This is a genomic window from Aquabacter cavernae (assembly GCF_003993795.1).
In the GTDB taxonomy this organism is placed as follows: domain Bacteria; phylum Pseudomonadota; class Alphaproteobacteria; order Rhizobiales; family Xanthobacteraceae; genus Aquabacter; species Aquabacter cavernae.
In genome coordinates, this window is the sequence record NZ_RWKV01000008.1 from 333,587 (window position 1) to 360,143 (window position 26,557).

A 26,557-nucleotide genomic window follows, 5' to 3' on the forward strand; every position below is an offset into this window, starting at 1 on the left:
CACGACCCTTGGCCCTGCAGCCAGCACGGGGCGGCATTTACCGCCCCGTTCCTGTTTAAGGCCCGCCGGCTGAGGCCCGCCATGTCCATGAGCCCCTATCATTCGCCCGTCTCCCCGGTGGCCGCCGGTCTGTCCTGCCGCTGCCCGCGCTGCGGGAAGGGGCTGCTGTTCAAGGGCTTCCTCGACATCGCACCCAAATGCGAGTCCTGCGGCCTGGATTATGGCTTCATCGACGCCGGAGACGGGCCGGCCGTGTTCGTCATCCTCATTGCGGGCTTCGTGGTGGTGGCCCTGGCCTTCTGGGTGGAGGCGACGTGGCGGCCGCCGCTCTGGGTGCATGCGCTCCTCTGGATCCCCGCCATATTGGTGGCGACGCTCGGGCTGCTGCGTCCGCTGAAGGCGACGCTGATCGCCTTTCAATTCCGCAACAAGGCAGCCGAAGGCAGGCTGGAGCAGCGCTCGGGCGAATGAACGCGCGCGGGCTCCTTCTCCCGACCCTTGCCGCCCTCGTCGTGCTGGGCGTGCTGGTGGGACTCGGGACATGGCAGATGGAACGGCTCGCCTGGAAAACCGAGCTGGTCGCCCAGGTGCGGGCGCGCACTTCCGAGCGGCCCATTCCCGCGCCGCCCCCCCGCGAATGGCCCGATATCGACCGGGCGCAGGATGAATATCTGCCCGTCACCGCCTCCGGCCGGTTCGATCACGGGCGGGAGACCTTGATCTATACGGTCCTCTCCGACCCCAAGGGGCCTTTCAAAGGGCCCGGTTATCTGGTGATCACGCCCCTCATGCAGGCGGACGGATCGGCCATCCTCGTCAATCGCGGCTTCGTGCCTGAGGACCGGCGCAATCCCACCACCCGCGCGGCGGGGCAGGTGGAGGGGCCGGTGACGGTGACCGGCCTGCTGCGTCTGCCGGAGGAGGCCAACTGGTTCGTTCCGGACAATGCGCCGGAGCGCAATGCCTGGTTCCGGCGCGACCCGGAAGAGATCGGCCGTGCCCGGGGCCTTGCCCGCGTGGCGCCCTTCACCATCGATGCGGACGGCACGCCCAATCCCGGCGGCCTGCCGCAGGGCGGCGAGACGCGCCTGAGCTTCCCCAACAAGCACCTGGAATATGCGCTCACATGGTACGGCCTCGCCGTGACACTGGTGGGCGTCTATGTGGCTTTCGTGATCACCCGCCTGAGGGGGCGGCGTGATGATCTCGACGCGCCGCGCGCGGCGGACTGACCGCAATCGTTCGCTGCGCCCTCCGGTCCGCTTCCCGTCCCGCTGCAACGCGGCATAGGATCAGTGCGGCACGGACGGTGGAGCGGAGCGAAGATGGCGCAGAGGGTGGATGTTCTCGTCCTCGGGGCGGGCATGGTCGGCGTGTCCACGGCGCTTCATCTGCGCCGCCTGGGGCTGTCCGTGGTGCTGGTGGACCGTCGCGCGCCGGGGGAGGAGACCTCGTCGGGCAATGCCGGGGTGGTGGAGGGCAGCGCCCTCTTTCCCGTCTCCTTTCCCCGCGATCTCGCCATCCTGGCGCGCCACGCCCTGAAGCTGGCGCCTCAAAGCAATTACCGGCTCGGTGCCTTGCCGGGCCTCATGCCGTGGATTCATGCCTATTTCCAGGCCTCCTCCCCCCCGGCGCTGGCGCGCAGCGCGCGGGAGCTTCGGCCCCTTATGGCGCGGGCACGGGACGACCATCGCACCCTTGCGGCCGAGGCGGGGGCGAGCGACCTGCTCACGCCCACCGGCTGGGTGAAGATCTACCGTTCGGAAGCGGACTATGCCTCCGCCGGGCCGGAGCGGGAGCTGGCCCAGGCGCTCCAGGTGCCGTTCGAGGCCCTGGATATCGCCGGTGTGCTGCGCCTTGAGCCCCATCTGCGGCCCGACTTCCTGCGCGGCACCTTCTGGCCGGACTGCGACAATTGCAGTGATCCGGGCGGGCTGGTGAAAGCCTATGCGGCCCTGTTCGAGGCCGAGGGCGGGCTGCTGCTGCAGGGGGACGCGCGCACCCTCTCCCGCCAGGGATCACGCTGGCGGGTGGCCTGCGCGGCCGGTCCCGTGGAGGCGGAGCGGGCGGTCCTGTGCCTCGGCCCCTGGAGCATGGACCTGTTCTCCAGCCTGGGCCTGCGCCTGCCGTTCGCGGTCAAGCGCGGCTATCACCTGCATTTCCCGCCGGAGCCGGGCGCCACGCTGTCGCGCGCCGTGGTGGACCGGGCCGGCGGCTTCTGCCTGCAATGGACCCGTTTCGGCGTGCGCGCCACCACGGGGATCGAATTCGCCCTGCGAGACGATCCACCGGACCGGCGGCAGGCGGATCTCGTGGCCCCCCTCGCGCGGAAGCTGTTTCCCATGGGGCCCGCGCATGAGGCCGAGCCTTGGCTCGGCCGGCGCCCGGCCTTTCCCGATTCCAAGCCGGTTGTCGGCCCCGCACCGGGGCAGCCGGGCCTGTTCCTCAATTTTCGGACACAGCCACTGGGGCTTCACGCTCGGCCCTACCACCGGCCGCCTGCTGGCGCAGATGATGAGCGGGGCGACCCCGTTCACCGACCCCGCTCCTTATGCGGCGAGCCGGTTCTAGAGCGTTTCCGACCGCGCTGTGGCGCGGTCGGCGCTTCAGCGGGTGAAGAAGGCCCGCGGGCTCTGCCCCTCGCGCATATAGGCCCAGAAGGCGACGGCGCCGATCACCTGGGAGAGGATGGCCGGAAACAGGCTGGCCAGGGCTTCCGCCGAGAGGCCCTCCGGCGAAATGGCGCCGCGAATGCCGAACTGGCAGACGGCGGAGATCGCCACCCATACGGCGAGCAGGATGGGCGCTGCGGTCAGGGCAACGCGCAGGCGCATCACCGTGAAGACCACGAAGGCGGCGGACCAGGCGAACAACGCTACTTGGGGAATGACGCCGAAACGCAGGATCTGGCTCTGGAGGCTGGGGCCGGAGAGGGCATCCACGATGGCGGAACCGGCGGCCTGCGGGCCGATGGTGGCGATGAGGGTGAAGGGCATGGCGATTTGCGACGCCGTGATGCCGCAGGCGCACCAGAAGATGATGGCCAGAAGGCCCTTCAGACCGGGGCCGGAGGGATCGCGGCGTCGTCGCGTGGAGAGGACAGGAGGAACGGCGCTCATGATCGGTTTCGCATGGCCTCGGTTTGAAAACGGCTCCCAGGCTGGCGGCAAGAGCCGCCGGCTTCAAGGGAGGCGCGGGAATGTCCCCTCAGGCGCGCGCCGCGAACAGGTCGCGCCAGGCGGGCAGGGCATTGGCATAGGGCAAAGCGCGCGCTTCGTACACCGCGCGGGCCACGGCCCGGGCCATCACCAGGGCCGCCGTCGCGCCCAGCGTTGCCTCCAGGCGCAGGTCCACCTCCGCCGCGTTGCGTCCCGTGGCCACCGAGAACACGCAGTCTCCGTCCAGCGGCGTATGGACCGGGAAGAGGGAGAGGGCGAAGCCGTCCTGTGCCATCACCGCGAAGCGGCGGGCCTGGGCGGGGCTGAGGGTCGCGTCCGTGGCGATGATGCCGATGGTGGTGGCGGCGCGGGTGGCGCCGGTCTTCAGGGGCGGTGCGCGGCTTTCGTCCGGCCATACGGGCGGCAGGCCGAGGCCGCCGAACTCGCCGTCCCGTTCATAAGGCGCGGCGCGCAGATGGGGGCCGCCGCCGATGAGCGGAGAGCCCACCGCATTCACCGCCACCAGCGCGCCCACCACATGGCCCGAGGCCGTGACGGCGGAAGCGGAGCCGAGCCCGCCCTTCACTCCGGCGCAGCACGCGCCGGTGCCGGCGCCCACGCTGCCGAGGGCGAAGGCGCCGTCCGTGGCCGCGTCGAGCGCCGCCCGCGCGAAGGTCCGATAGGGCGGCTCGCTGCCCCACGCCTTGTCGCCCCCGTTCAGCAGGTCGAACAGGATGGCGGCGGGCACGATGGGCACGCGGGCAGGGCCCACCGCAAAGCCCCTGCCATGCGCGGCCAGCCAATCCATGGCGCCGGAGGCAGCATCGAGGCCGAAGGCGGAGCCGCCGGACAGGACGATGGCATCCACCCTGTCCACCGAGGCGCCGGGGGCGAGGAGGTCGGTCTCGCGCGTTCCGGGGCTGCCCCCGCGCACGTCCACCCCGGCAATGGAAGGCGTCTCGCACAGGAGCACGGTGGTGCCTGAACCGAGGGCGAGGTCGCCCGCATGGCCCACGGCGAGGCCCGGCACGTCGGTGATGAGATTGAGATGGGCCATGGATCGCTCCGCTCTGCATCCTGCTTGCCGAAACCGGGCGCGGACTGCAACGGCATTCGCCGGGAGATCCCACGGGGAGGCGTCACGGCAGGGGCACCTCACAGAGGTTTGGCATCACATCGGGGCGATCAGGGATGGAGCGGACTTGCCCGCGCACGCGGACCGGGCCATAGCCCCCTCATGGCCGATGTGACCCTTCCCGCCGCGTTCCTCGCGGGCCTTGCGAGCTTCCTGTCACCCTGCGTGCTGCCGCTGGTGCCGCCCTATCTGTGCTTCATCGGCGGAACCACGCTGGAGGACCTCTCCAACGCCCGCCCGCTGGAGCGGGTGGCCGCGCGCACCTTCGCCGGGGCTCTGCTGTTCGTGGCGGGGTTCAGCGTGGTGTTCGTGGCGCTGGGCGCGGGGGCGTCGGCCATCGGCGAAGTGCTCAGGACGCATATGGAGGTCCTGTCCATGGTGGCGGGCATCGCCATCGTGGTCATGGGCCTCAACTTCCTCGGCGTGTTCCGCATCCATCTGCTCTCGCGCACCGCGCGCAAGGAAGTGGCTCCGCCCACGGGCATCTGGGGCGCCTTCGTCATGGGCCTCGCCTTCGCCTTCGGCTGGACGCCCTGCCTCGGGCCGGTGCTCGGCGCCATCCTGGCGGTGGCCGGTTCCTCCGCCACGGTGGAGAAGGGCGCGTTGCTGCTGGCGGTCTATTCGGCCGGGCTCGGCGTGCCGTTCCTGCTGGCCGCGCTGGCGGTGCGCCCCTTCCTCAACGGCCTGCGCCATGCGCGGCGCTTCCTGCCGGTGATGGAGAAGGTGATGGGTGTGCTGCTGGTGCTCACCGGCATCGCCTTCATGTCGGGCTGGATCGCCGAGGCCTCCTATTGGCTGCTGGAGACCTTCCCGGCCCTCTCCACCATCGGCTGAGGCGCGTCAGGTCAGCGGCGTCGCCACGCCCGTCCGGAAGGCCGGGCGCTCGCTGATGCGGGCATACCAGGCGGCAAGGTGCGGCAGATCGGGCCGTTCGATGGGCATGGCGAACCAGCCATAGGCGAAGCAGCCCAGCGGAATGTCGCCCATGCGGAAGCTGTCGCCGGACAAATAGGGCGCATGGGCGAGGGCGGCGTCCACCCGCTCCAGCAGGCCCGCGCATAGGGTGCGCCCGCGCTCCATGGCGGCGACGTCGCGGGTTTCGGGCGTCATGCGCACCTGATTCCAGAACACGTCCCGGAACGGCGCGGCGAAGCTGGATGTGGTCCAGTCCATCCATTTGTCGCCCACGGCGCGCAGCGCGGGATCCTCGGCCCAGAGGCCGCCGGAACCGTAGCGGGCGGCGAGATAGCGCACGACCGCGTTGCTCTCCCAGAGCAATGTGTCGCCGTCTTCCAGCAGCGGCACCAGGCCATTGGGATTCTTGGTGCGGTAGGCGGGATCATTGACGATGCCGAACGCGCCGCCGGCATCGATCCGCTCATAGGCAAGGCCCAGTTCCTCAAGGGCCCACAGGACCTTCCTGACGTTGGACGAGTTTGCCCGGCCCCAAAGTTTCATCATGGGATTTCCTCCATCACCTGCCGCAAACAAAAAGGCCCGCGCCGGAGCGCGGGCCTCGAAGCGAGTCTTCGTGGGACTCACAGCTCGCTATAGCTGCCGTCCTTCCACGTATAGACCACGTAATCCTTCTTGGTGATGTCGCCCTTCTTGTCGAAGGAGAGCGGGCCAAGCACCGTCTGGAAGGTGGCGCCGGAATGCATGTAGTCCGCCAGCTTCTTGGGGTCCGTGGACTTGGTGGCCTCCATGGCCTGCTTCATCACCTGCACGGCGGCGTAGGAATAGAGGACGTAGCCCTCCGGATCGATGCCCTTCGCCTTGAACTTCTCCACCACTTCCTTCGCGGCGGGGTTCTTGCGCGGATCGGGGCCGAAGGTCATCAGCGTGCCCGCGGCGCCGGGACCGGCGATGGTCCAGAACTCCTTGTCGGTGATGCCGTCGCCGGAGAAGAGGACGGACTTGAGGCCCTGGTCGCGCATCTGGCGCACCAGCAGGCCCGCTTCAGGATGCAGGCCGCCGAAATAGACGAGATCGACGCCCGCCGCCTTCAGCTTGGAGACAAGGGCGGAATAGTCCTTCTCGCCGGGATTGATGCCCTCGTAGAGGACTTCCTTCACGCCGCCCTGGTTCATGGCCTTCTGGGTCTCGTCCGCAAGGCCCTTCCCGTAGGGGGTCTTGTCATGGACGATGGCGACCTTCTTGCCCTTGAAGTTCTTGGCGATGTACTCGCCCGCAACCGCGCCCTGCTGGTCGTCGCGTCCGCAGGTGCGGAAGGTGTTCCACAGCTTGCGCTCGGTATAGGTGGGGTTGGTGGAAGCCGGGCTGATCTGGAGGACGCCGGATTCCTCATAGTCGGTCGAGGTCGGGATGGAGACACCCGAGTTGAAGTGGCCGACCACGTACTTGACGCCGTCCGAGATGAACTTGTTGGCGGCCGCCTTGCCCTGCTCGGGCTTGGAGGCGTCGTCGCCCACCGACAGCTCGATCTTCTGGCCGTTGATGCCGCCCGCGGCATTGATATCCGCCACGGCCTGCTCGGTGCCGGTCTTGAGCTGGGCGCCGAAGGCGGCGTTCGGGCCGGTCATGGGGCCACCCACGCCCATCTTCAGCGGCGCCTGGGCATGGGCGCCGCTCGCCAGAGCGAGGCCGGCGCCGAGCGCGAGACCCGCCAATAAGAGCTTCTTCATCAGGTTCTCCTCTGTCCTCCGCAGCTGCCGGTTCCTGCCGGTTTCGGCCGCGGTATTGGCTGTCCCAAGGTCATTCTGCCCGTTTTCCGGGTGGTGTCGATGCCCGTTGCCTCACGACTTCGCGTCATCCCCAGCCGGCGGCTTGACGCTCCAGGCGAGCGGGCCTGCGGGCGCGAAAAGCCAGTCATAGCGCTGCACCATCTGGGCCTTGCGCACCGAGCGGAAGCCGAGCGTGGCGATGGAGACGAGCAGCACCAGTTCCAGCAGATAATAATCGAGCGCGCGCAGCGTGCCGTTGAAGAGGGCGAAGTGGCAGAAGCGCACGGCGGCGGTGAGCAGGGCGCAATAGACCAGCACCTGCCAATAGGGGCTCCATCCCTTCGCCACAGCTCGCCCGGTGAGCCAGGCGGCGCCGCCGCCCAGGAAGAGGGTCACCAGCATGAAATCGCCGATGGACACCTCCACCACGGCGCCGGGACGGACGACGAAGAGGACCAGGATGGCCACCAAGGCCAAGGCTGGCACCACCACCATGGGGGATGTTGGGCGGCCGGGTTCGAAAGCGGTCATGCTCACGCGCCTCCTTCCAGATAGGCGGCCTTCACGTCCGGATTCTCCAGCAGCGCGCGGCCGGTGCCCGAAAGCGTGATGGCGCCGTTCACCAGCACATAACCGCGATGGGCGAGCTTCAGCGCGTGATAGGCGTTCTGCTCCACGAGGAAGACGGTGAGCCCCTCGGTGGCGTTGAGGTCGCGGATCACGTCGAAGATCTGCCGCACCACCAGCGGCGCGAGGCCGAGGGAGGGCTCGTCCAGCAGCAGCAGGCGCGGGCGGCTCATAAGGGCGCGGGCGATGGCCAGCATCTGCTGCTCGCCGCCGGAGAGCGTGCCGCCGCGCTGGTGCAGGCGCTCCTTCAGGCGCGGGAACAGGTCGAACATGCGTTCGAGGTCGTCGTTGAAATGGGCGTAATTATCCAGCGCCGCGCCCATCTGGAGATTTTCGAACACGCTCATGCGCGGGAAGATGCGGCGGCCTTCCGGCGACTGGGCGATCTTCAGGCGCATGATCTCGTGGGTGGGCATGCGGGTGATGTCCTGCCCCTCGAACAGGATGCGCCCTTCGCTGGCGCGCGGGGCGCCGCAAATGGTCATCATGAGGGTGGACTTGCCCGCGCCGTTGGCGCCGATGATGGTGACGATCTCACCCTCGTTCACGTCGAGGTCCACGCCCCTCAGCGCGATGATCTTGCCATATTGGGTCTTCACGCCCTCGGCGCGCAGCATGGGGGCACTCATACGCCCACCTCCGCTTCGACGGCTTCCACCGCGTCCTCGTCCACGCCCAGATAGGCGGCGATGACGCGCGGATCGGTGCGCACCTCCGCGGGCGTCCCGTCCGCGATCTTCCGGCCATATTCCAGCACCACCACATGGTCGGAAATGCCCATGACCACGGACATGTCGTGCTCGATGAGCAGGACCGAGGTGGCGAAATCCCGCCGGATGGAGAGCAGAAGCTCGTTGAGCGCCAGGGATTCGCGCGGGTTCAGCCCGGCGGCGGGCTCGTCCAGGCACAGCAGGACCGGCTGGGCGCACATGGCCCGCGCGATCTCCAGGCGTCGCTGGTCGCCATAGGGCAGTTCGCCCGCCGGGTCGTCGGCACGGTCCATGAGATGGATGCGCTCCAGCCATTCCACCGCGCGCGCCACGGCGGCCTTCTCCCGCCGCTGCCAGCCCGGCAGGTTCAGCAGGGCGGAAGGAGAGAGCAGGCCGGTTTCGGTGAGGCCCATATGCTGGGCCACCAGGAGATTTTCCAGCACCGTCATGCCGGAGAAAAGGCGGATGTTCTGGAAGGTGCGGGCCACCTTCGCGCAGGAGGCCACCTTGTGGTCCGCCAGGCGCTCCAGCAGATGGAGGCTGCCGGTTGCGGTGCGCATGGAGGCCTGCCCCAGGCGGGTCAGGTCATGCAGCTCCTTGGGCAGAGGCGGGCCGCCCTGGGCGAGGGCGAGGCGCCCCGCGCTCGGCTTGTAGAAGCCGGTGATGCAGTTGAAGACCGTGGTCTTCCCGGCGCCATTGGGGCCGATGACGGCGGTGACTTCGCCGCGCCCCACCTTGAAAGACACATCGCCCACCGCCAGAAGCCCGCCGAAACGCATGCTCAGATGGTCGATGGTGAGAATCGGATCCAGCTCCCAGGACCTCATCCGTGGCCCTCCGCCACGAGGTCGCCGGACACCTTCTTGCGATGCTTGAGGAAGATGGTGGCGAGGCGCCCGGAGACGAGGCCGCGCGGACGCCAGGCCATCACCGCCACCATGGCGAAGCCGAAGATCAGCATGCGGTAGAGGCTCGGGTCGAAATCCGGGCCCAGCAGCCAGGGGGATTTCAGGAAGGTGAGGTTGCGCAGCATCTCCATGCCGCCGATCAGCAGGATGGCGGACATGGCGACGCCCATCTGAGAGCCCATGCCGCCCAGCACCACGATGGCCAGGATGACGGCCGATTCCATGAAGGTGAAGGATTCGGGCGAGACGAACCGGATGCGCACCGCGAAGAACGCCCCCGCGAACCCGCCGAACATGGCGCCGATGGAGAAGGCGGTGAGCTTGGTGAGGGTGGTGTTGATGCCCAGAGACCGGCAGGCGATCTCGTCCTCGCGCAGCGCTTCCCACGCGCGGCCCACGGGCATACGGCGCAGGCGCACCGTGGCGAGCGCCGTGAGGGCGGCCAGCGCCAGGATCACGAAATAGAGGAAGATGTTTCGGTGCATGGGATCGAAAGTGAGCCCGAACAGGCTCGCGAAGCCGCCGTCGCTATTGGTGAAGGGAATGCCGAAGAAGGTGATGGGCGGAATGGAGGAGATGCCCGCCCCGCCATTGGTGAGATCCACCCAATTGATGAGCACGAGGCGGATGATCTCGCCGAAGGCCAGCGTCACGATGGCCAGATAGTCGCCCCGCAGCCGCAACACGGGGAAGCCGAGGATGACGCCCCAGAGAGCCGCGAGAATGCCCGAAATGGGCAGGCAGACCCAGAAGCTCCAGGCTTTCCAGAAATCCGCGCCCAGCGCGCCGGCGAAGAAATCCGACACGGGGATAGAGGTGGAGAGGAGCGCGAACGTATAGGCGCCCACCGCATAGAAGGCGACGTAGCCGAGGTCCAGGAGGCCGGCGAGCCCCACCACGATGTTGAGGCCCCAGCCCAGCATCACATAGGTGAGGATATAGATGCCGAGATCCACCCAATAGCGGCTCGGCCCGAGCCCGCCGGAGCCGAGCACGGCCAGGAGCGGATAGACCAGCAGGATGCCGAAGAAGGCCGGCTTGAGCACCGGCGCCAGCCGGTCGCCGAGCCCGTTGAACAGGGCCGGGCCGGTGCGGCCCGGCTTCGCGCGGGCGGGGTGCCAGATGGTGAGCAGCAGGACGAAGCGCAGCACGCCCACGATGAGCCCGAAGATGGCCACCAGCCCGAAGCGGGTGGTAAGGATCAGCGGGCCGCCGCCTTGCTCGGTCGCCCGCAGGCCGACCAGCGGGACGAGGAGCAGGGCAGTGAGCGCGGCGCTGATCACCGCGTCCTTCAGGGCCGCGGCGACAGGACCGGGCGCGGAGGCCGACACAGGGCCGACCGCCATCACACCTTCTCCACTTCCGGCCGCCCGAGCAGGCCCTGCGGCATGAAGACAAGGGTGATGGCGAGGATGGAGAAGGCCGCCACGTCCTTGTATTCAATGGAGAAGTAAGCGGACCAGAAGGTCTCGATGAGGCCGATGAGCAGGCCGCCGATGACCGCGCCGGGCAGCGAGCCGATGCCGCCGAGCACCGCGGCCGTGAAGGCCTTCACACCCGGCACGAAGCCATCCGCGAAATTCACCACGCCGTAATAGCTGAGGTAGAGCACACCGGCCACGGCGGCGAGGGCGGCGCCGATGATGAAAGTGAGCGAGATGGTGCGGTCCACGTCCACGCCCAGCAGGGCGGCCATCTTGCGGTCCTGCTCGCAGGCGCGCTGCGCCCGGCCGAGCGGGGTCTTCTGCACCAGCCACCAGAAGCCGAACAGCAGCACGGCGGTCACCACCATGATGAGGATCTGCTTGTAGGCCAGCGTCACCTGATAGGAGCCGCTGTCCCACACCACGATCACGTCCGGCAGGATGGGCGGCAGCGCCTTGTTGCGTGGGCCCTGGGCCACCTGCACGAAGTTGGACAGGAGGATGGACATGCCGATGGCGGAAATCATCGGCGCGAGGCGGAAAGAGCCGCGTAGTGGCCGGTAGGCGACCCGCTCGATGCTCCAACTCACCAGCCCCGTGAAGGCCATGGCCACCACCAGGACGATCGCCAGCACCAGGAAGATGGAGGTGATGCCGAGCACGGTGGTCAGCAGCAGGAAGGCGATGAGCGCGGTGAACGTGCTCACCATGAACACATCGCCATGGGCGAAGTTCACCATGCCGATGATGCCGAAGACCATCGTATAGCCGATGGCGATGAGGCCGTAGATGGAGCCGAGGGTCAAACCATTGATGAGCTGCTGCAGGAATATATCCATGCCGCCTGAAACCCCTCTGTCTGGTGGGCGCTGATTGCTTGATCGTGCCTCATGAATGGGCGCGCCTCATATCAAGTCATAGCGCGGGTGGTTGCGGGTGACAAATGCCTGTCGCGACCAGTTTTGCAGCTTTCCCTTGTCCCGCCGCCGTGGCCTGCGCCAGCATGGCCATTCCCGAGGGAGGACGACGCCATGGCTCTGGAAATGACCGGCTCCTACGACATCCCGGTACCACGGGAGAAAGTGTGGGAAGCCCTGAACGACCCGGCGATTCTCAAACGCTGCATTCCCGGCTGCGAGGAATTGGAGCGGACGGGCGAGACTGAATTGCGGGCCTTGGTGGTCGCGAAGGTCGGGCCCGTGAAGGCGAAGTTCAAGGGCAAGGTGTTCCTGTCCGAGCTCGACCCGCCGTCAGGCTATCGGATTTCCGGCGAGGGAGACGGAGGCATCGCCGGCTTCGCCAAAGGCGGTGCAAAGGTGGAACTCAGCGAGACACAAGCCGGAACAACTCTGGTATACACCGCTGAAGCGCAGATCGGAGGCAAGCTCGCCCAGCTTGGGCAGCGGCTCGTCGCCGGAACGGCCAAGAAGACCGCCGACGAGTTCTTCAAGAATTTCGCCGAAGCGGTGACAGGGGAAACGCACGAAGGGGTATAGTTCCTAAGACCCCGAAATTGCGATGTTGGCTCGACTTAAGGTTGATCCGTTCGTTCTTGCACTGTTGGTTGTCGTTGCCGCCGCGGTGGCGTGGCCCACGCCCGGAGAGACCGGCGGGCCGCTGCATGCCGAGAAGGTGGCCAGCTACGGCATCGGCCTGATCTTCCTGCTTTACGGCATCTCGCTGTCGCCGGAGCAGATGTGGCGCAGCATGGGCAAATGGCGCGAGCACCTTCTGGTGCAGGCCGCCACCTTCCTGCTGTTCCCGGCCATCGTGTTTGCCGTGCAGCCGCTGACGGGCCACGTCTTCCAGCAGGACGTTCTCACCGGCCTGTTCTTCCTGGCGGCGCTCCCCTCCACGGTGTCGTCCTCCGTGGCCATGACGTCCCTGGCGCGGGGGAATGTGCCGCTCGCCATCTTCAATGCCAGCATTTCCAGCTTCATCGGCGTGTTCGCCACGCCCGTCCTGCTGGCCTGGTATCTCCACGCCACCGGCGCCAGCCTGCCGCTGAGCACGGTGATTCTGAAGCTTGTGCTGCTGGTTCTCCTGCCCATCGCTGTCGGCCAGTTTCTGCGTCCCCTGGCAGGGCCCTGGGTGGCGCGCCACAAGGTGGTGGTGCGGGTGGCGGACCGGGCGGTGATCCTGGCCATCGTCTACAATTCCTTCTGTGATTCCGTCGCGGGCGGTGTCTGGAGTTCGCAGGACATCTGGACCCTGCCCATCCTGGCAGGTGCGGTCATCGGGCTGTTCCTCTGCGTCTACGGCATCCTCGACGGCATCTGCCGCCTGGTCGGCCTGAAGGTGGAGGACCGGATCGCGGTGCTGTTCTGCGGCTCGAAGAAGTCGCTGGCGACGGGCCTTCCCATGGCCGGCATCATCTTCGGCACGGGACCGGCGACAGCCCTCATCATCGCACCCGTGATGATGTTCCACTTCTTCCAGCTTCTGATCGTGAGCTTCATCGCCGCCTCCTATGCCCGCAGGCCGGAGGAGGGCATCCCCGCTCCGCAGGAAGCCCTGCCGGAGCGCAAGGAAGCGGCCGAATAGGATCAAAGGCCCGTGAGCATTTCTCGCGGGCCTTTTTTGTACGGTCTGCGCGGCGCGCAGGTGCGGGGCGGGCCCGTTTCGCATCTTGACCGGCCGTTCGCGACGGCGCCACACTGGAACCAATAAAATGAAAAACCGGGGGGAGATCCCCACTGGTTCCGGGCGCCCGAGGGAGGCCGCTTATGACGAAGATTTCCCTGACCGTGAACGGCAAGTCCGTTTCAGCCGAGGTCGAGCCGCGCACATTGCTGGTCCAGTTCCTGCGGGAGAAACTCCTGCTCACAGGCACCCATGTGGGATGCGACACCAGCCAGTGCGGCGCCTGCGTGGTGCATGTGGACGGTTCGGCCGTGAAGTCCTGCACCATGCTGGCCGTGCAGGCGGACGGTGCGCGCGTCACCACCATCGAGGGTATCGCCCAGGGTGGTGTGCTCCATCCCATGCAGGAGGCGTTCCGCGAGCATCACGGCCTGCAATGCGGCTTCTGCACGCCGGGCATGATCATGTCGGCGCTGGACATGGTGAACCGCCTCGGCCCGATCCTGGATGAGAGCGCCATCCGCGAAAACCTGGACGGCAATCTCTGCCGGTGTACGGGCTACCACAACATCGTGAAGGCCATCGCCGCGGGCGCGGCGGCCATGGGCGCGAATCCCACCCGGGCGGCAGCGGAATAACAAGCGCGCCGTCTTTTGATGCTCTGACGCGCTTCCGTTCAGCGAACCGCTTCACACCTCGCTCGGAAACGCTCTGGAAGACACGTCCTTGAGGGAGGACACCATGAACGCCAGCGTCGTGACCCCTATCGGCGCCCCCGTGCGGCGCAAGGAAGACCATCGTTTCATCACCGGCAAAGGGCGCTATACGGACGACCTGTCGCGTCCCGGTCAGGCGCACGCTTATTTCCTGCGCTCGCCTTATGCCCATGCCCGCATCCGGGCCATCGACACGTCTGCGGCGATTGATATGCCCGGCGTCGTCGCCGTCCTCACCGGCAAGGATCTGGCGCAGGACGGCCTCGGCGGTCTCATCTGCGGCTGGATGATCCACTCCAAGGACGGCTCGCCCATGAATGCGGGCGCCCACCCCGCTCTGGCGCTCGATACGGTGCGCTATGTGGGCGACCATGTGGCGGTCATCATCGCCGAGACCCTGAATGCCGCGAAGGATGCGGCTGCAGCGGTTGTGGTGGATTACGAGATTCTGCCCGCCGTGGCGGACCTCGCGCAGGCGCAGGCGGAGGGTGGCCCCGTCATCCACGATGTGGCGCCGCGTAACACCGTGTTCGAGTGGGAGTTGGGCGACAAGGCGGGGACTGAAGCCGCCTTCGCCCGTGCCGCCCATGTCACCGCCATCGACATCGTCAACAACCGCCTCGCGCCCAATCCCATGGAGCCGCGCGCGGCCATCGGGGACTATGATGCGGGCGACGATGCCTTCACGCTCTGGACCACCAGCCAGAACCCCCATGTGGCCCGTCTTGTCCTGTCCGCCTTCGTAGGCCTCGCCCCCGAGAACAAACTGCGCGTGATCGCGCCGGATGTGGGCGGCGGTTTCGGCTCCAAGATCTTCATCTATGCAGAGGAGACGGTCTGCGCCTGGGCCTCCAAGCGGGTGGGGCGCCCGGTGAAATGGACCTGCGAGCGGGGCGAAGCCTTCCTGTGCGACGCCCATGGCCGCGACCACATCACCCGTGGGGAACTGGCGCTGGACGGGGAGGGGCGCATTCTCGGCTTCCGGGTGAAAACCACAGCCAATATGGGCGCCTATCTCTCCACCTTCTCGTCCTGCGTGCCCACCTATCTCTACGCGACGCTGCTCTCGGGCCAGTACGCCATTCCCGCCATCTATTGCGAGGTGGACGCGGTCTATACCAACACCGCCCCGGTGGATGCCTATCGCGGCGCCGGGCGGCCGGAGGCCACGTTCCTCGTGGAGCGCATCATCGACAAGGCGGCGCGCGAACTGGGCATGGATCCCGCGGAGATGCGGCGGCGCAACTTCGTCACCGCCTTCCCGCATCAGACGCCGGTCATCATGTGCTACGACGCGGGCGATTATGGTGCCTCGCTGGACAAGGCCCTGGCGCTTGCGGACTACACGGGCTTCCCCGCCCGCAAGGCGGAGGCCGAACGGCGGGGGCGCCTGCGGGGCATCGGCCTCTCCGCCTATATCGAGGCATGCGGCATCGCGCCGTCCGCGGCCGTGGGTTCGCTGGGGGCGGGCGTCGGCCTGTGGGAAAGCGCCGAGGTGCGGGTCAATCCCACCGGCAATGTGGAGGTGCTCACCGGCTCCCACAGCCATGGCCAGGGCCATGAGACAACCTTCGCACAACTGGTTTCCGCCCGCCTCGGCATCCCCATCGATCAGGTGAGCGTGGTGCATGGCGACACGGACAAGGTGCAGTTCGGCATGGGCACTTACGGGTCCCGTTCGGGCGCGGTGGGCATGTCCGCCATCGTCAAGGCGCTGGACAAGGTGGAGGCCAAGGCGAAGAAGATCGCCGCCCATGTGCTGGAGGCCAGCGAGGGCGACATCGAGTTCAAGGACGGCCGCTTCACCGTGGCCGGAACCGACCGGGGCCTCGCCTTCGCGGAAGTGGCGCTGAACGCCTATGTGGCCCACAAATTTCCCACCTCGGAGATCGAGCCGGGGCTGAAGGAGGGCGCCTTCTACGACCCCTCCAACTTCACCTTTCCGGCCGGCTGCCATGTGTGCGAGCTGGAGGTGGATCCGGAGACCGGGGTGACTCAGATCGTCAACTGGGTGGCGGTGGACGATTTCGGCACCGTCATCAATCCCATGATCGTGGAAGGGCAGGTGCATGGCGGCATCGCCCAGGGCGTGGGGCAGGCGCTCATGGAGCGGGTGGCCTATGACAATGACGGCCAGCTCGTGACCGGCTCCTATATGGACTACCAGATGCCGCGTGCGGAGGACCTGCCGTCCTTCACCCTCGGCCTCACCGAGACGCGCTGCCCCTCAAACCCGCTGGGCATGAAGGGCTGCGGAGAGGCGGGGGCCATCGCCGCCCCGCCCGCCGTCATCAATGCGTTGACCGACGCGCTCGGAACCCAGGACATCTCCATGCCCGCGACGCCCGCGAAGCTTTGGGCCGTCGCCCAGGCGCGCGTGACACGCCGCGCGGCGGAATGACGGAGGACAGCCATGTACGCCTTCGATTATCAGCGGCCCTCCTTTTCCCAGGATGCGGTCTCCATGATGCGCTCCCTGGAGGAGCCCAAGCTCCTGGCTGGCGGGCAGACGCTGCTGCCCACCCTCAAGCAGCGCCTCGCCCAGCCCGGCACCCTGGTGGATCTCTCCCGCATCCCGGATCTCTCCGGCATTTCCGTTGCGGGGGACGTGCTGCGCATCGGCGCCATGACGCGCCATGCGGAGGTCGCGACCTCTGATCTCGTCCATGCCCATAGCCCGGCGCTTGCGGAGCTTGCGGGCATGATCGGCGATCCGGCGGTGCGCAATCGCGGCACCATCGGCGGATCGCTCGCCAATAATGACCCATCCGCCGACTATCCCGCCGCCGCCTTGGCGCTGGGGGCGACCCTTGTCACGGATCGCCGCCGCCTCGCCGCCTCCGACTTCTTCCGGGGGCTGTTCGAGACGGCGCTGGAGGAGGACGAACTCATCCTCGCCGTGGAGTTTCCGAAGTCCGGCCCGGCGGCCTACCGCAAGTTCCGCAACCCCGCCTCCCGCTATGCCATGGCCGGCGTGTTCGTGGTGCGCGGCGCGGACGGCGTGCGCGTGGCGGTCACGGGCGTGGGGCAGGAGGGCGTGTTCCGCTGGAAAGAGGCGGAGGCCGCGCTGACGGCCCGCTTCGCGCCGGACGCGCTGGAGGGCATCGCACTCGATCCCCACACGGCCATGAGCGACCTGCACGGGGACGGCGCCTATCGCGCCCAACTCACCAAGGTGATGGCGCGGCGCGCGGTGGAGGCGATCGGCGGCTGAGAGCGGTGTCGTCCCGCCGGAGGCTCAGGCCCCGGCGGGTGCGCCGTCCAGCGGCACCACGGGGGCGTTCTTGCTCTGCTTGAGCGTGAGCGCAGTGCGCACATTGCGCACATTGGGCGTGGCGGTGATTTCCAGCACGAAATTCTGGAAGGTCCGCAGGTCCGGCGCCACGCAGAGCATGAGGAAATCCACTTCGCCGGAGAGCATCCAGGCGCCGCGCACCAGGGGCCAGCGGTCGATCCGTTCCTGGAAGGCAGAGAGGTCCACTTCCGCCTGGCTCACCAGATGCACCATGGCGAAGGCCATCAGGTCATAGCCCAGGCTCTTCTCGTCCAGCAGCGCGCGGTAGCTCTGGATGAAGCCTTCCTCTTCCAGATGGCGCACGCGGCGCAGGCACGGAGGCGCGGAAATGCCGACCCGGCGCGAGAGTTCCACATTCGTCATCCGCCCGTCGCGCTGCAGCTCGGTGAGGATTTTCCAGTCCACAGCATCGAGATCAACGGGCAAGGGAACCTCCGGTAAGCGTGCGCACCTTAGTTCAGCTTCCTGGCAGTGCAACGAAATAATATTTCTCGCACAGGCCTGGGCCGTGGACCGCATGACGGTAGGCCATGCTTGTCCTTGTGGGGCCTCTGGTGCGTCCCTACATTGATGCATAGCTCTATTTGCCGCGCGCGCGTCCGAAGGGGATGCGCAGCCGCGCGAAGGCGTTCCGCCGTTCGAGGAAGTCATGTCCACGCATCACGCCAAGGTCGTCATCATCGGTTCTGGCCCGGCCGGCTACACCGCTGCCATCTACGCTGCCCGCGCCATGCTCGAACCGATCCTGTTCGAGGGCATCCAGCCCGGTGGGCAGCTCACGATCACCACGGACGTGGAGAATTATCCCGGCTTCGCCGACGTCATCCAGGGCCCCTGGCTCATGGAGCAGATGCGCGCCCAGGCCGAGCATGTGGGCACCCGCATCATCTCCGACCATGTGTCGAGCCTGGAAATGACCGGCCGCCCGTTCCGTCTCGTGACCGACAGTGGCGACACCTATCTGGCGGAGACGGTGATCCTCGCCACCGGCGCGCAGGCGCGCTGGCTGGGAATTCCCTCCGAGGAGACCTATCGCGGCTTCGGCGTCTCCGCCTGCGCCACCTGCGACGGCTTCTTCTATCGCGGCAAGACCGTCGTGGTGGTGGGCGGCGGGAATACGGCGGTGGAGGAAGCTCTCTTCCTCACCAATTTTGCCGCCAAGGTCATCCTCGTGCATCGCCGGGACAAGCTGCGGGCCGAGCGCATCCTCCAGGATCGCCTGTTCGCCCATCCCAAGGTCGAGATCATCTGGAACGCAGAGATCGAGGAGATCGTGGGCGCCGAAGAGCCGTCGCGCGTCACGGGCGTGCGGCTGCGGGACGTGGATGGCGGGGGCGAGCGGCTGGTTGCGGCCGACGGCTTCTTCGTCGCCATCGGCCACGCGCCCTCCACCAGCCTCGTGGAAGGCAAGGTGCGCCTGAAGCCCAACGGCTATGTCTGGACGGCTCCTGATTCCACCGCCACCTCCGTGGCCGGGCTGTTCGCCGCCGGAGACGTGGCGGACGATGTCTATCGGCAGGCGGTCACGGCCGCGGGTCGCGGGTGCATGGCAGCGCTGGAAGCCGAGCGCTTCCTGGCGCGCGAGGAAACTCCGCTCGCGGCGGAATGAGGAATGCCGGGCGCGGGAAAGCCCCGCGCCCGTTCAATGAGAACAGGGCGGAAGCGCGGGCGCGCATCCCAACCAGGGGCGGGCAGGAATGGACTGGGACAAACTTAAGGTTTTCCATGTCGCGGCGGAGGCTGGCTCCTTCACCCATGCGGGCGAGACGCTGGGCCTGTCGCAGTCTGCGGTAAGCCGGCAGGTCTCGGCGCTGGAGCAGGAGCTGAAGGTTCCGCTGTTCCACCGGCATGCGCGCGGCCTCATCCTCACCGAGCAGGGCGAGCTGCTCTACCGGACGGCCCATGAGGTGTTCCTCAAGCTGGAATCGGCCCGCGCCCAGCTCACCGACAGTCGCGAGAAGCCGAACGGCGAATTGCGCGTGACCACCACCATGGGTCTTGGGACACATTGGCTGACGGCCCGAGTCGGGGAGTTCGTGGAGCTGTATCCCGATATCCGCATCCAGCTCATCCTCACCGACGAGGAGCTGGACCTGGCCATGCGCGAGGCGGACGTGGCCATCCGCATGCGCCAGCCGGTACAGCCGGACCTTGTGCAGCGCAAGCTGTTTACCGTGCATTTCCATGCCTATGCCTCGGCCGACTACATCAAGCGGCACGGCCATCCCCGCTCGCTGGACGAGTTGGACAAGCACCGCATCCTGCTGCTCGGTGGTCCCATTCCCAGCTATTTCCAGGGCTTGAACTGGCTGGAGCATGCGGGCCGGGAAGGCGGGGCGCCGCGGGTGCCGGCGTTCGAGGTCAATTCTGTTCTCGGCCTGCGGCGGGCGGTGGAGCGGGGCGTGGGAATCGGCACGTTGCCGGACTATCTCACCGACGACGCCTCCTCGCTGGTGCAACTCTTCACGGATCGGGAAACGCCTCAATTGGAGGCATATTTCACCTATGCCCAGGAAATGCGCTCCGTGGCGCGTATCCAGGTGTTCCGTGACTTCTTAATTTCCAAAGCACAGCGTTGGAATTACTGAAATATGACCATTTTCTCGCGTTTGGACGAATTTCGCGCGAGGAGCTAAGCGTTGGGCACATGCCTGACATGCGGTCATGTTGCGTTGCATTCTGCCTAAGAGGCGGGCATATTTCTCGGGCATTGCTTGCACCCTGTGCGGTGTAGCAATTGTTCCCCTCTGGAAGGTTCGCCGCTCTGCGGCGATACTTGCCGGACCTCGCAAGAGGTCCGGCTTTTTTCTTTTGGGCGCTCCTGTTCCGCGATATTCCGCGTTGGCCTTGCCTGTAACAGGCAAATTCCGGAACTTTCGCGCGCCGCGCCGCGTTCCTTCCGCTCCTGCCTCCACCCGCCACGCACGAGGCGCACTTATGGAGGAGACATGACGCAGGCGACCCTCGATACCCGGCTCCAGGCCGGGCCGTTCCCCGATCCCAGCCGCTCCCCGGATCCTCCCATCCTCCCGCCCGACCCGGTGGAGGATCCGTTCCCCCCGGACGAGGGGCCGGACCTGCCGCCCTTGCCGGAGGACGACCCGTCCCGCACGCCGCGCCGGGAGCCGTTTCCGGAGCCGGGGCCGATTGACGATCCCCTCTGGCCCGGTAACGATCCCCTTAGACAGCGCGCCTGAGGGGCGAGGGGGGCGGGATGAAGCCGAGCGTGGTGGTGATGGGGGCGGCCTTGGCCGCCGGTCTCTCCGGTCCCGCTCCGGCCGCCGAGGCGCTGCCGCCCGGCTTCGTGAACGTGGCCGAGGCGATCCCCGATGCCCGATTCGACATCCGCTATTATTCGGACGCGAATTTCGTCGGCACCCGCATCGACGGTTATGAGGCGCCGCGCTGCTATCTCACCCAGCCCGCCGCCGAGGCGCTGAAGGTTATTGCCCAGAAGGCGGAGGCGCAGGGCCTCGGCCTGCTCATCTTCGATTGTTATCGGCCCGCCCGCGCGGTGGCCCATTTCGCCCGCTGGGCAGCCGATGCAGCCGATCAGGCCCATAAGGCCGCCTATTATCCGGATATCGCCAAGCAGGATCTGTTTCGCGAGGGCTATATCGCGGAGCGCTCCGGCCATTCGCGGGGCTCCACCCTGGACCTGACCCTGTTCGAGCGGGCCACGGGCCGGGAGTTGGACATGGGAACGCCGTTCGACCTGTTCGGCCCGCGCTCATGGACGGCGGCGCCGGACATCACCCCCGCCCAGCGCGCCAACCGCGTTCTGTTGCAGGATCTCATGGCGTCCGGCGGCTTCAAGGGGTTCGACAAGGAATGGTGGCACTTCACCCTGGCGGGCGAGCCCCATCCGGACACCTATTTCGATTTCCCCATCCGATAAACGGGCTGCGCGGTCATCCCGTCAGTTGCGGGTGACTTCCTCCACCTGCATGCGGCGGCCCCAGGCGTCGAAGAAGGCACCGGAATTCAGCGTGAGCCGGTCTTCCTTCACCCGGCTTTCCAGGGTCCTGAGGCGCGCGCGCGCCTCGGCATTCAGCAGCGGCCCCCCGGCGTCCAGCACGGGGAAGAAAGCCGCCCCGTCCCACGCCTTGCCCGATCCCGCGAACAGGCTGACGATCTCCGCCCAGCGGGTCTCATCGCCGATGAAGCTCACGAATGTGGAGGCCAGCGGCTCCACTTTCAGGTCGCCGATCTTCACCAGCATGACGAGCGCCGTGAAGGCGCCTTCTTCGCCATAGGTCTGCTTGAGCCAGGCATCGAATTCCGTGAGCGCGGCGGCCCGGCCGGGGCCACGCATGTGCGGGGGGCGGCTAGAAATCGACAAGGGGTGTCTCCGGCATGTAGTGCTCGAAGAGATACCAGAACGGTGTCTCGCGCGTCGCGGAATACCACGCCTCGAACGCCTCCAGGGCCAGAGAGGGATCTCCCAGTGAGGGATCTTGCGTAGCACCTGCCTCGGCAGCCACGTCTTGCACCGGGGATGCTTGCGCGGGGGTGTCGGGCGCCTCGTTCTGCGCAGCGCCGGAAATCGCCCCATGGACGGCAAGAGCCACCGGGCCGAGGCGGTCCAGCACCTCCGTGCGGGCGGGCGTCATCTCCTCCCAGTCCAGGCGGCTGCGCAGATAGGCCTGGGCGGCCCGCACCGCTTCCGGCCCGTCCGGCGCGGCGCTGAGGCTGCCGGCCAGACCCTTGAGGAAGTTCAAGCGCCGGAATGCTTCGGCGCGGGCGGCGGCGAGCGCCTGTCCGCGCGCCAGCGCTTCCGCCTTGAAGGCATGTTCGGCCGCGGCCGCCGTCTCGGCTGCCTGCTCCAGGGTCGTGACAAAGGCGGCAAGACGATCCGCCGGGGGAGGGGAGGTCATGGGCACACTCCTGCGGGGATCCTGAGACCGCGGGCCGAGGGGAGAGGCGTCATGACGACCCGCCTTTCCGACGTGCAGGTCCGGCACGGCCTGTGTCCGGGGTCGGCGTGGAAGGTGGCGGAAGAGAGTGGGAGTCGAACCCACCAAGGACCGGCTCGCGGCCCCTCCCGGATTTGAAGTCCGGACGCCCCACCAGGGACGCTTCTCTTCCATTGCCCGCTTCGCCCGGAGCAGACACCGCTGCTTCCTGCTCAGTTGTCTTCTGCGCTATCGACGGTTGTGCCGTCAATTCCTGCGCCGGCGCATCTTCCGCTGTCGGGCGGAACAGGTCCAGCCGGTGCGGATTGGTGCGCCGCAGGTCGCCCCGGCGCAGGGTGACGCCGTGGCGGTCGAAAAACTCCAGGATCTGGATGGCCACCTTGCGGCCATTGTCCACCTGGTCGCGGAACTGGGCAGCGGTGAAGGCGCCCGCATGCTCGGCGTCCAAGCGCACGAGGATGGACACCATCTCGGCCACGGTGGCGCGCAGGAAGAAATGGTCATGGGCCACCTCGTCCACGCGGCCCATGCGGCCAAGCAGCTTCATCATGCGCCGGATGTCGGCCTCCGGCTCGTCCAGCACCCCCGCTATGTCGCGCACCCGGGGCGGACGGAAGCGTTCCGGCCCGCTGACGAGGAGGCAGGCCCGTGCCCACAACGCCTCGTCCCGCGGGGTCAGGCGCACCTCAAAGCCCGCTCGGCGGATCCAGGCCCCTTCGCGGGAGATAACCCCTTCCTGCGCCAGATTATCCAGCGCGGCGGCGAAGACCGGGGCGGGCAGGCGCGGCTGGAGCTGGAGGCGCATGCGCTCGCTGCCCATGCCCGGCAAATCGGGATTATCCGCATGGAAGGTGTCCAGCCGTTCCAGCAAGGCGGCGTGGAACGCCCCCCAGAGCGGGCGTGCCATGGCGTGGACGGTGCCGGCGACGGGGAGCGTGACGAGGTCCAGCGCGTCAGAAATGTCGGCGGCGGCGCTTTCCGGCAAGGCGCGGTCGCGGCAGAAGGTGGCGAGGTCCAGCACGAAGGGGGCGGTCGCCAGCAGCGCCGCCACCGCCTGGGCCGGGTCGGTCTTCTCATGGGCGGCGAGCTGGGCAAGGCGCTCCGGCGTGCGGCGCTTGCGGCTGGGCGCCCGCAAATCCAGCAGGCGACCGCCGCCGATGGTGCGCTGGGCGGAGGTGTCGCGCACCACGAAGCGGTCGCCGGACGCGGCGGCGATGGGCGCCTCCAGCACCAGTTGCACGAGCCCGCTCCCGCCCGGCGTGATGGGATCGCCCAGAAGCACCAGCCGCGCGCCCACCTCGCAGGCGGCCGTGTGCAGGCGCACGGGCAGCCATTGGGCGATGGGCTTCTTCTCGCCGGGCAGAACTCGCAGCGTGGCGTCCATGCGATCCGTGGGCGCGTGAAGGGTGGGATCCACAACCACGTCGCCGCGCGCCAGGGCGTCCTTGGTGATGTCCGGCCCGGCAAGGTTCAGGCCGCAGCGGTCCCCAGCCTTTCCCATCTCGGACGGGCGATCCTGCGCGCGGATGGAACGCACCCGCGCCTCGAGGCCCGTGGGGCTGACGCGCACCCGGTCTCCCGCATGCACGACGCCTGAGAGCACGGTGCCCGTGACCACCGTTCCCGCCCCGGACAAGGTGAAGGAGCGATCCACGGCGAGGCGGAAGCGCCCGGTCTCGGGTCGATGACGCGGCGCCTTGGCCTCAGTGAACAGGCGCGTGCGCAGCGCCTCCACGCCCAGCCCGCTGGTGCTGGAGACGGGGAGGATATCCGCCCCCTCCAGGCCGGTTCCGACCAGGGTGGCGGCGATCTGCGCGCGCACCTGAGACAGGCGCGCTTCGTCGGCCAAGTCCGCCTTGGTGAGGGCGATGACGCCACGGGTGAGGCCCAGCAGGTCGAGGATGGCGAGATGCTCGCGAGTCTGGGGCATCACCCCGTCATCGGCGGCCACCACGAGCAGCGCGAAGTCGATGCCGCCTGCGCCCGCCAGCATGGTGTGGACGAACTTTTCGTGGCCGGGAACGTCGATGAAGCCCAGCGTCTCGCCGCCCTCCACGGGGAGATAGGCGAAGCCGAGATCGATGGAGATGCCCCGCGCCTTCTCCTCTTTCAGGCGGTCCGTATCCACGCCCGTCAACGCACGCACCAGCGAGGTCTTGCCGTGGTCGATATGGCCTGCCGTGCCGATGATCACGGAGCCGCCTCCGGCACGGGAGGCGCCAACGGACGGCGCGCCCGCTCCTCCGCGTCTGCGAGGGCGGCGGGGGATAGCGCGGCCTTTACGGCCTCAAGAAAGGGCGCGGCAAGGCCGCTGCCGCCCTCATGGCCGCGCAGCAGCCATTCATAGGCGACCTGCGGGTCACGCGGCACGCCCGCGCCCAGATGGTGGGCCGCGCCCAGCATGGCCTGCCCGTCCGCGTCGCCCCGCTCGGCGCCCTTGCGCCACCAGCGGGCGGCTTCCGCAGCGTCGCGCGCGACGCCCAGCGCATTGTGGTGGAGCATGCCGAGCCGCGTCATGGAGGAGGCGACGCCCTGGTCGGCGGCGGCTTCGGCCCAGAGGCGGGCGCCCGTGATGTCCAGGGGCACCACTTCGCCTTCCAGCAGCATCCAGCTCAGCATGTCCTGCGCGGGGGCGTCGCCCTGCTCGGCGGCGGCGCGGTAGAGGTCGGCGGCGCGGGCATAATCCTGCGTGACGCCCTCGCCCTTGAAATAGAGGGCCGCGAGATTGCGGCGTCCCACGGAGTCACCGCCTGCGGCGGAGAGGGAGAGCCAGCGTTCCGCCAGCGCGGGATCGCGCGCGAGGCCGCCCATGCCTTCCGCGAAGCAGGCGCCGATATTGTTCTGGGCGCGCGCATGGCCGGCGCGGCCGAGCCGTTCCCAGATGTCGAGGGCGGCGGCATAGTCGCCCGCGCGGGCGGCGGCGAGGGCCTGTTCCATCTCGGCCTCGGGGGCGGGCGCCGCCGGGCGGCGCAGCCGGTCAAGCCAGCCCATGGGGAGGCTCCGCCGCCCGGAGCGCGGCGAGGAAGGCGGCCTCGTCCTCCAGGCACCTGAGGTCCAGCAGCAGCGCCCCATCCTCCATGCGGCCGATGACCGGAACGGGCAGTGCGCGCAGCCGCGCCGCCAGCGCATCCAGCGCGCCGCCCCCGCCCTCGGGGCGCAGGCTCAAGGCGTGACTGTCCAGGGTTTCGGTGGGCAGGGCGCCGGAGCCGATCTGGCTGCGGCACGCACAGGTGGAGACCGTGACGTGCGGGCCGAGCAGCGCCGCCACCACAGGCGCGAGGCGCAGGGCCGCCGCTTCCAGATCCGGCGCGGTGCGGGCCAGCAGGCGCAAAGTGGGCAGGCGCTGCGCGAGCCGGTCGGGATCCGCATAGAGCTTGAGGGTGGCTTCGAGGGCCGCGAGCCGGATCTTGTCCACCCGCAGGGCGCGCTTCATGGGGTTCTTGTTGATGGCGGCGATAAGGTCCTTCCGGCCGACGATGAAGCCGGTCTGCGGGCCGCCCAGCAGCTTGTCGCCGGAGAAGGTGACGAGGTCCGCGCCATCGGCCACGCATTCGCGCACGGTGGGCTCGTGCCCGAGGCCGTAGCGGGCGAGGTCGCACAAGGTGCCGGAACCCAGGTCATGGAACAGCGGCACGCCTTGGGCATGGGCGAGGTCCGCCAGCTCCCGCGCGGGCACCTCCTTGGTGAAGCCCTCGATCCGGTAATTGGAGGTGTGGACCTTCACCACGAGGCCGGTCTGCGGGCCGATGGCGCCCGCATAATCCTTGGGGTGGGTGCGGTTCGTGGTGCCCACTTCCACCAGAAGCGTGCCCGCCCGGGCCATGATGTCCGGCATGCGGAAGGCGCCGCCGATCTCGATCAGCTCGCCGCGCGAGACGATGGATTCCCGGCCCGCCGCCAGCGTGTTCAGCACCAGCAGCACGGCGGCGGCATTGTTGTTCACCACCGTGGCGTCCTCGGCCCCCGTGAGGTCGCACAGGAGCGCGCGCACATGGTCGTCGCGCTCGCCGCGCCGCCCGGCGGCGGGGTCGTATTCCAGCGTCACCGCCTGCCGCATGGCGGCCACAGCGGCCTCGATCGCTTCTTCCGCCAGGATGGCGCGGCCGAGATTGGTGTGCAGCACCGTGCCCGTGAGGTTGAAGACCGGCTGGAGCGAGGGGCGCGCCTGCGTCTCCAGGAGCTTTGCGGCTGCGGCGGCAAGGTCGGCGGGCGTCGCCGGGGCGTCTGCGCCGGCGCGGATGGCGGCCCGCGCCGTCTCCAGTGCAGCTCGCATCGCCGCCGTGGTGGCTGCGCGCCCGTGCCGCTCCAGCAGCGGGGTGGCGGCGGGAGAGGTGAGCACGGCGTCCACGGCAGGCAGGGCGCGCAGTCGCTCAGTGAAGGAAGGGGCGGGCGCGGTCATGG

Annotated in this window: 26 protein-coding genes, 1 tRNA gene and 1 pseudogene; 13 read left to right on the forward strand and 15 right to left on the reverse strand. The window is 68.1% G+C overall.

Annotation, left to right across the window (positions count from 1 at the left end; genetic code table 11):
• Positions 1-81 precede the first annotated feature (81 nt).
• From EJJ38_RS06325 to EJJ38_RS06335, 3 genes are all read left to right on the forward strand, one after another.
• On the forward strand, positions 82-471 hold the full coding sequence (locus EJJ38_RS06325; protein WP_127089263.1) for a DUF983 domain-containing protein: 390 nt from the start codon (positions 82-84) through the stop codon (positions 469-471).
• A complete protein-coding gene (locus EJJ38_RS06330; protein WP_127089264.1) occupies positions 468-1,232 on the forward strand; it encodes an SURF1 family protein in 765 nt (254 codons plus the stop codon). The genes EJJ38_RS06325 and EJJ38_RS06330 overlap by 4 nt, the downstream gene beginning before the upstream one ends.
• A 93-nt stretch (positions 1,233-1,325) precedes the next feature.
• Positions 1,326-3,146, forward strand: coding sequence for an NAD(P)/FAD-dependent oxidoreductase (locus EJJ38_RS06335; RefSeq protein WP_245454136.1), 1,821 nt, complete (start codon positions 1,326-1,328; stop codon positions 3,144-3,146).
• Between the two features lie 61 nt (positions 3,147-3,207).
• Here the strand turns inward: EJJ38_RS06335 and EJJ38_RS06345 are convergent, their stop codons facing one another.
• Positions 3,208-4,215 (reverse strand): P1 family peptidase, encoded by a 1,008-nt coding sequence (locus EJJ38_RS06345; protein WP_127089266.1) that lies wholly within the window; start codon positions 4,213-4,215, stop codon positions 3,208-3,210.
• 180 nt (positions 4,216-4,395) lie between these two features.
• Here EJJ38_RS06345 and EJJ38_RS06350 point away from each other — a divergent pair, with 180 nt between their 5' ends.
• Positions 4,396-5,127, forward strand: a complete 732-nt coding sequence (locus EJJ38_RS06350) for a cytochrome c biogenesis CcdA family protein (protein WP_127089267.1) — start codon at positions 4,396-4,398, stop codon at positions 5,125-5,127.
• A gap of 6 nt (positions 5,128-5,133) precedes the next feature.
• On the opposite strand, the gene EJJ38_RS06355 is transcribed toward EJJ38_RS06350, so the two are convergent.
• The 7 genes from EJJ38_RS06355 to EJJ38_RS06385 form a co-directional block, all read right to left on the reverse strand.
• Positions 5,134-5,754: a glutathione S-transferase family protein gene (locus tag EJJ38_RS06355; RefSeq protein ID WP_127089268.1), complete on the reverse strand. Its 621-nt coding sequence runs from the start codon at positions 5,752-5,754 to the stop codon at positions 5,134-5,136.
• 77 nt (positions 5,755-5,831) lie between these two features.
• Positions 5,832-6,938 (reverse strand): branched-chain amino acid ABC transporter substrate-binding protein, encoded by a 1,107-nt coding sequence (locus EJJ38_RS06360; protein ID WP_127089269.1) that lies wholly within the window; start codon positions 6,936-6,938, stop codon positions 5,832-5,834.
• A gap of 111 nt (positions 6,939-7,049) precedes the next feature.
• Positions 7,050-7,508, reverse strand: coding sequence for a DUF6867 family protein (locus tag EJJ38_RS06365; protein ID WP_245454137.1), 459 nt, complete (start codon positions 7,506-7,508; stop codon positions 7,050-7,052).
• Positions 7,509-7,510: 2 nt separating this feature from the next.
• Complete coding sequence (locus EJJ38_RS06370; protein ID WP_127089270.1) at positions 7,511-8,233, reverse strand: ABC transporter ATP-binding protein; 723 nt, start codon at positions 8,231-8,233, stop codon at positions 7,511-7,513.
• A complete protein-coding gene (locus tag EJJ38_RS06375) occupies positions 8,230-9,141 on the reverse strand; it encodes an ABC transporter ATP-binding protein (protein ID WP_127089271.1) in 912 nt (303 codons plus the stop codon). The genes EJJ38_RS06370 and EJJ38_RS06375 overlap by 4 nt, the downstream gene beginning before the upstream one ends.
• A complete protein-coding gene (livM, locus tag EJJ38_RS06380) occupies positions 9,138-10,568 on the reverse strand; it encodes a high-affinity branched-chain amino acid ABC transporter permease LivM (protein ID WP_127089272.1) in 1,431 nt (476 codons plus the stop codon). The genes EJJ38_RS06375 and livM overlap by 4 nt, the downstream gene beginning before the upstream one ends.
• Complete coding sequence (locus EJJ38_RS06385; protein ID WP_127089273.1) at positions 10,568-11,485, reverse strand: branched-chain amino acid ABC transporter permease; 918 nt, start codon at positions 11,483-11,485, stop codon at positions 10,568-10,570. The genes livM and EJJ38_RS06385 overlap by 1 nt, the downstream gene beginning before the upstream one ends.
• A gap of 192 nt (positions 11,486-11,677) precedes the next feature.
• Between EJJ38_RS06385 and EJJ38_RS06390 the strand changes: the two genes are divergently transcribed.
• The 5 genes from EJJ38_RS06390 (at position 11,678) to EJJ38_RS06410 (ending at position 17,159) form a co-directional block, all read left to right on the forward strand.
• Entirely contained in the window at positions 11,678-12,142 is a 465-nt protein-coding gene (locus EJJ38_RS06390) for an SRPBCC family protein (protein WP_164738434.1), read from the forward strand.
• Between the two features lie 22 nt (positions 12,143-12,164).
• Entirely contained in the window at positions 12,165-13,190 is a 1,026-nt protein-coding gene (locus EJJ38_RS06395) for a bile acid:sodium symporter family protein (protein ID WP_127089274.1), read from the forward strand.
• Between the two features lie 182 nt (positions 13,191-13,372).
• Positions 13,373-13,867 carry a (2Fe-2S)-binding protein gene (locus tag EJJ38_RS06400; RefSeq protein WP_127089275.1) on the forward strand — a complete coding sequence of 165 codons (495 nt, stop codon included), beginning with the start codon at positions 13,373-13,375 and terminating at the stop codon, positions 13,865-13,867.
• Between the two features lie 103 nt (positions 13,868-13,970).
• Positions 13,971-16,346 carry a xanthine dehydrogenase family protein molybdopterin-binding subunit gene (locus tag EJJ38_RS06405; RefSeq protein WP_127089276.1) on the forward strand — a complete coding sequence of 792 codons (2,376 nt, stop codon included), beginning with the start codon at positions 13,971-13,973 and terminating at the stop codon, positions 16,344-16,346.
• A gap of 12 nt (positions 16,347-16,358) precedes the next feature.
• Positions 16,359-17,159 carry an FAD binding domain-containing protein gene (locus tag EJJ38_RS06410; protein WP_127089277.1) on the forward strand — a complete coding sequence of 267 codons (801 nt, stop codon included), beginning with the start codon at positions 16,359-16,361 and terminating at the stop codon, positions 17,157-17,159.
• Between the two features lie 24 nt (positions 17,160-17,183).
• Here EJJ38_RS06410 and EJJ38_RS06415 read toward each other — a convergent pair whose 3' ends face one another.
• A complete protein-coding gene (locus tag EJJ38_RS06415; protein WP_127089278.1) occupies positions 17,184-17,666 on the reverse strand; it encodes an Lrp/AsnC family transcriptional regulator in 483 nt (160 codons plus the stop codon).
• A gap of 223 nt (positions 17,667-17,889) precedes the next feature.
• On the opposite strand from EJJ38_RS06415, the gene trxB reads away from it, so the two are divergent.
• The 4 genes from trxB (at position 17,890) to EJJ38_RS06435 (ending at position 21,138) form a co-directional block, all read left to right on the forward strand.
• Positions 17,890-18,849 (forward strand): thioredoxin-disulfide reductase, encoded by a 960-nt coding sequence (trxB, locus tag EJJ38_RS06420; protein ID WP_127089279.1) that lies wholly within the window; start codon positions 17,890-17,892, stop codon positions 18,847-18,849.
• Between the two features lie 88 nt (positions 18,850-18,937).
• A complete protein-coding gene (locus tag EJJ38_RS06425; protein WP_127089280.1) occupies positions 18,938-19,828 on the forward strand; it encodes a LysR family transcriptional regulator in 891 nt (296 codons plus the stop codon).
• Positions 19,829-20,188: 360 nt separating this feature from the next.
• Positions 20,189-20,437: a hypothetical protein gene (locus tag EJJ38_RS06430; RefSeq protein ID WP_127089281.1), complete on the forward strand. Its 249-nt coding sequence runs from the start codon at positions 20,189-20,191 to the stop codon at positions 20,435-20,437.
• Between the two features lie 17 nt (positions 20,438-20,454).
• Complete coding sequence (locus tag EJJ38_RS06435; protein WP_245454138.1) at positions 20,455-21,138, forward strand: M15 family metallopeptidase; 684 nt, start codon at positions 20,455-20,457, stop codon at positions 21,136-21,138.
• A gap of 21 nt (positions 21,139-21,159) precedes the next feature.
• Here the strand turns inward: EJJ38_RS06435 and EJJ38_RS06440 are convergent, their stop codons facing one another.
• The 6 genes and pseudogenes from EJJ38_RS06440 to selA form a co-directional block, all read right to left on the reverse strand.
• A complete protein-coding gene (locus tag EJJ38_RS06440) occupies positions 21,160-21,582 on the reverse strand; it encodes a hypothetical protein (protein ID WP_245454139.1) in 423 nt (140 codons plus the stop codon).
• A complete protein-coding gene (locus EJJ38_RS06445) occupies positions 21,569-22,117 on the reverse strand; it encodes a hypothetical protein (RefSeq protein ID WP_127089282.1) in 549 nt (182 codons plus the stop codon). The genes EJJ38_RS06440 and EJJ38_RS06445 overlap by 14 nt, the downstream gene beginning before the upstream one ends.
• A 115-nt stretch (positions 22,118-22,232) precedes the next feature.
• Positions 22,233-22,328: transfer RNA gene (locus EJJ38_RS06450), tRNA-Sec, on the reverse strand.
• Positions 22,329-22,526: 198 nt separating this feature from the next.
• Positions 22,527-24,350 (reverse strand): annotated as a pseudogene (gene selB / locus EJJ38_RS06455) (selenocysteine-specific translation elongation factor); the annotation flags it as partial.
• Complete coding sequence (locus EJJ38_RS06460; RefSeq protein WP_127089283.1) at positions 24,347-25,147, reverse strand: tetratricopeptide repeat protein; 801 nt, start codon at positions 25,145-25,147, stop codon at positions 24,347-24,349. The gene EJJ38_RS06460 and the pseudogene selB, both read right to left, overlap by 4 nt.
• Positions 25,134-26,555, reverse strand: coding sequence for an L-seryl-tRNA(Sec) selenium transferase (selA, locus tag EJJ38_RS06465; protein ID WP_127089284.1), 1,422 nt, complete (start codon positions 26,553-26,555; stop codon positions 25,134-25,136). Before selA ends, EJJ38_RS06460 begins: the two co-directional genes overlap by 14 nt.
• Positions 26,556-26,557 lie beyond the last annotated feature (2 nt).

Bases quoted from the DNA above. Each gene is read 5' to 3' on its own strand.
- EJJ38_RS06325 (WP_127089263.1), top strand. From the start codon at position 82: ATGTCCATGAGCCCCTATCATTCGCCCGTCTCCCCGGTGGCCGCCGGT.
- EJJ38_RS06330 (WP_127089264.1), top strand. From the start codon at position 468: ATGAACGCGCGCGGGCTCCTTCTCCCGACCCTTGCCGCCCTCGTCGTG.
- EJJ38_RS06335 (WP_245454136.1), top strand. From the start codon at position 1,326: ATGGCGCAGAGGGTGGATGTTCTCGTCCTCGGGGCGGGCATGGTCGGC.
- EJJ38_RS06345 (WP_127089266.1), bottom strand. From the start codon at position 4,215: ATGGCCCATCTCAATCTCATCACCGACGTGCCGGGCCTCGCCGTGGGC.
- EJJ38_RS06350 (WP_127089267.1), top strand. From the start codon at position 4,396: ATGGCCGATGTGACCCTTCCCGCCGCGTTCCTCGCGGGCCTTGCGAGC.
- EJJ38_RS06355 (WP_127089268.1), bottom strand. From the start codon at position 5,754: ATGATGAAACTTTGGGGCCGGGCAAACTCGTCCAACGTCAGGAAGGTC.
- EJJ38_RS06360 (WP_127089269.1), bottom strand. From the start codon at position 6,938: ATGAAGAAGCTCTTATTGGCGGGTCTCGCGCTCGGCGCCGGCCTCGCT.
- EJJ38_RS06365 (WP_245454137.1), bottom strand. From the start codon at position 7,508: ATGACCGCTTTCGAACCCGGCCGCCCAACATCCCCCATGGTGGTGGTG.
- EJJ38_RS06370 (WP_127089270.1), bottom strand. From the start codon at position 8,233: ATGAGTGCCCCCATGCTGCGCGCCGAGGGCGTGAAGACCCAATATGGC.
- EJJ38_RS06375 (WP_127089271.1), bottom strand. From the start codon at position 9,141: ATGAGGTCCTGGGAGCTGGATCCGATTCTCACCATCGACCATCTGAGC.
- livM (WP_127089272.1), bottom strand. From the start codon at position 10,568: ATGGCGGTCGGCCCTGTGTCGGCCTCCGCGCCCGGTCCTGTCGCCGCG.
- EJJ38_RS06385 (WP_127089273.1), bottom strand. From the start codon at position 11,485: ATGGATATATTCCTGCAGCAGCTCATCAATGGTTTGACCCTCGGCTCC.
- EJJ38_RS06390 (WP_164738434.1), top strand. From the start codon at position 11,678: ATGGCTCTGGAAATGACCGGCTCCTACGACATCCCGGTACCACGGGAG.
- EJJ38_RS06395 (WP_127089274.1), top strand. From the start codon at position 12,165: ATGTTGGCTCGACTTAAGGTTGATCCGTTCGTTCTTGCACTGTTGGTT.
- EJJ38_RS06400 (WP_127089275.1), top strand. From the start codon at position 13,373: ATGACGAAGATTTCCCTGACCGTGAACGGCAAGTCCGTTTCAGCCGAG.
- EJJ38_RS06405 (WP_127089276.1), top strand. From the start codon at position 13,971: ATGAACGCCAGCGTCGTGACCCCTATCGGCGCCCCCGTGCGGCGCAAG.
- EJJ38_RS06410 (WP_127089277.1), top strand. From the start codon at position 16,359: ATGTACGCCTTCGATTATCAGCGGCCCTCCTTTTCCCAGGATGCGGTC.
- trxB (WP_127089279.1), top strand. From the start codon at position 17,890: ATGTCCACGCATCACGCCAAGGTCGTCATCATCGGTTCTGGCCCGGCC.
- EJJ38_RS06425 (WP_127089280.1), top strand. From the start codon at position 18,938: ATGGACTGGGACAAACTTAAGGTTTTCCATGTCGCGGCGGAGGCTGGC.
- EJJ38_RS06430 (WP_127089281.1), top strand. From the start codon at position 20,189: ATGACGCAGGCGACCCTCGATACCCGGCTCCAGGCCGGGCCGTTCCCC.
- EJJ38_RS06435 (WP_245454138.1), top strand. From the start codon at position 20,455: ATGAAGCCGAGCGTGGTGGTGATGGGGGCGGCCTTGGCCGCCGGTCTC.
- EJJ38_RS06445 (WP_127089282.1), bottom strand. From the start codon at position 22,117: ATGACCTCCCCTCCCCCGGCGGATCGTCTTGCCGCCTTTGTCACGACC.
- EJJ38_RS06460 (WP_127089283.1), bottom strand. From the start codon at position 25,147: ATGGGCTGGCTTGACCGGCTGCGCCGCCCGGCGGCGCCCGCCCCCGAG.
- selA (WP_127089284.1), bottom strand. From the start codon at position 26,555: ATGACCGCGCCCGCCCCTTCCTTCACTGAGCGACTGCGCGCCCTGCCT.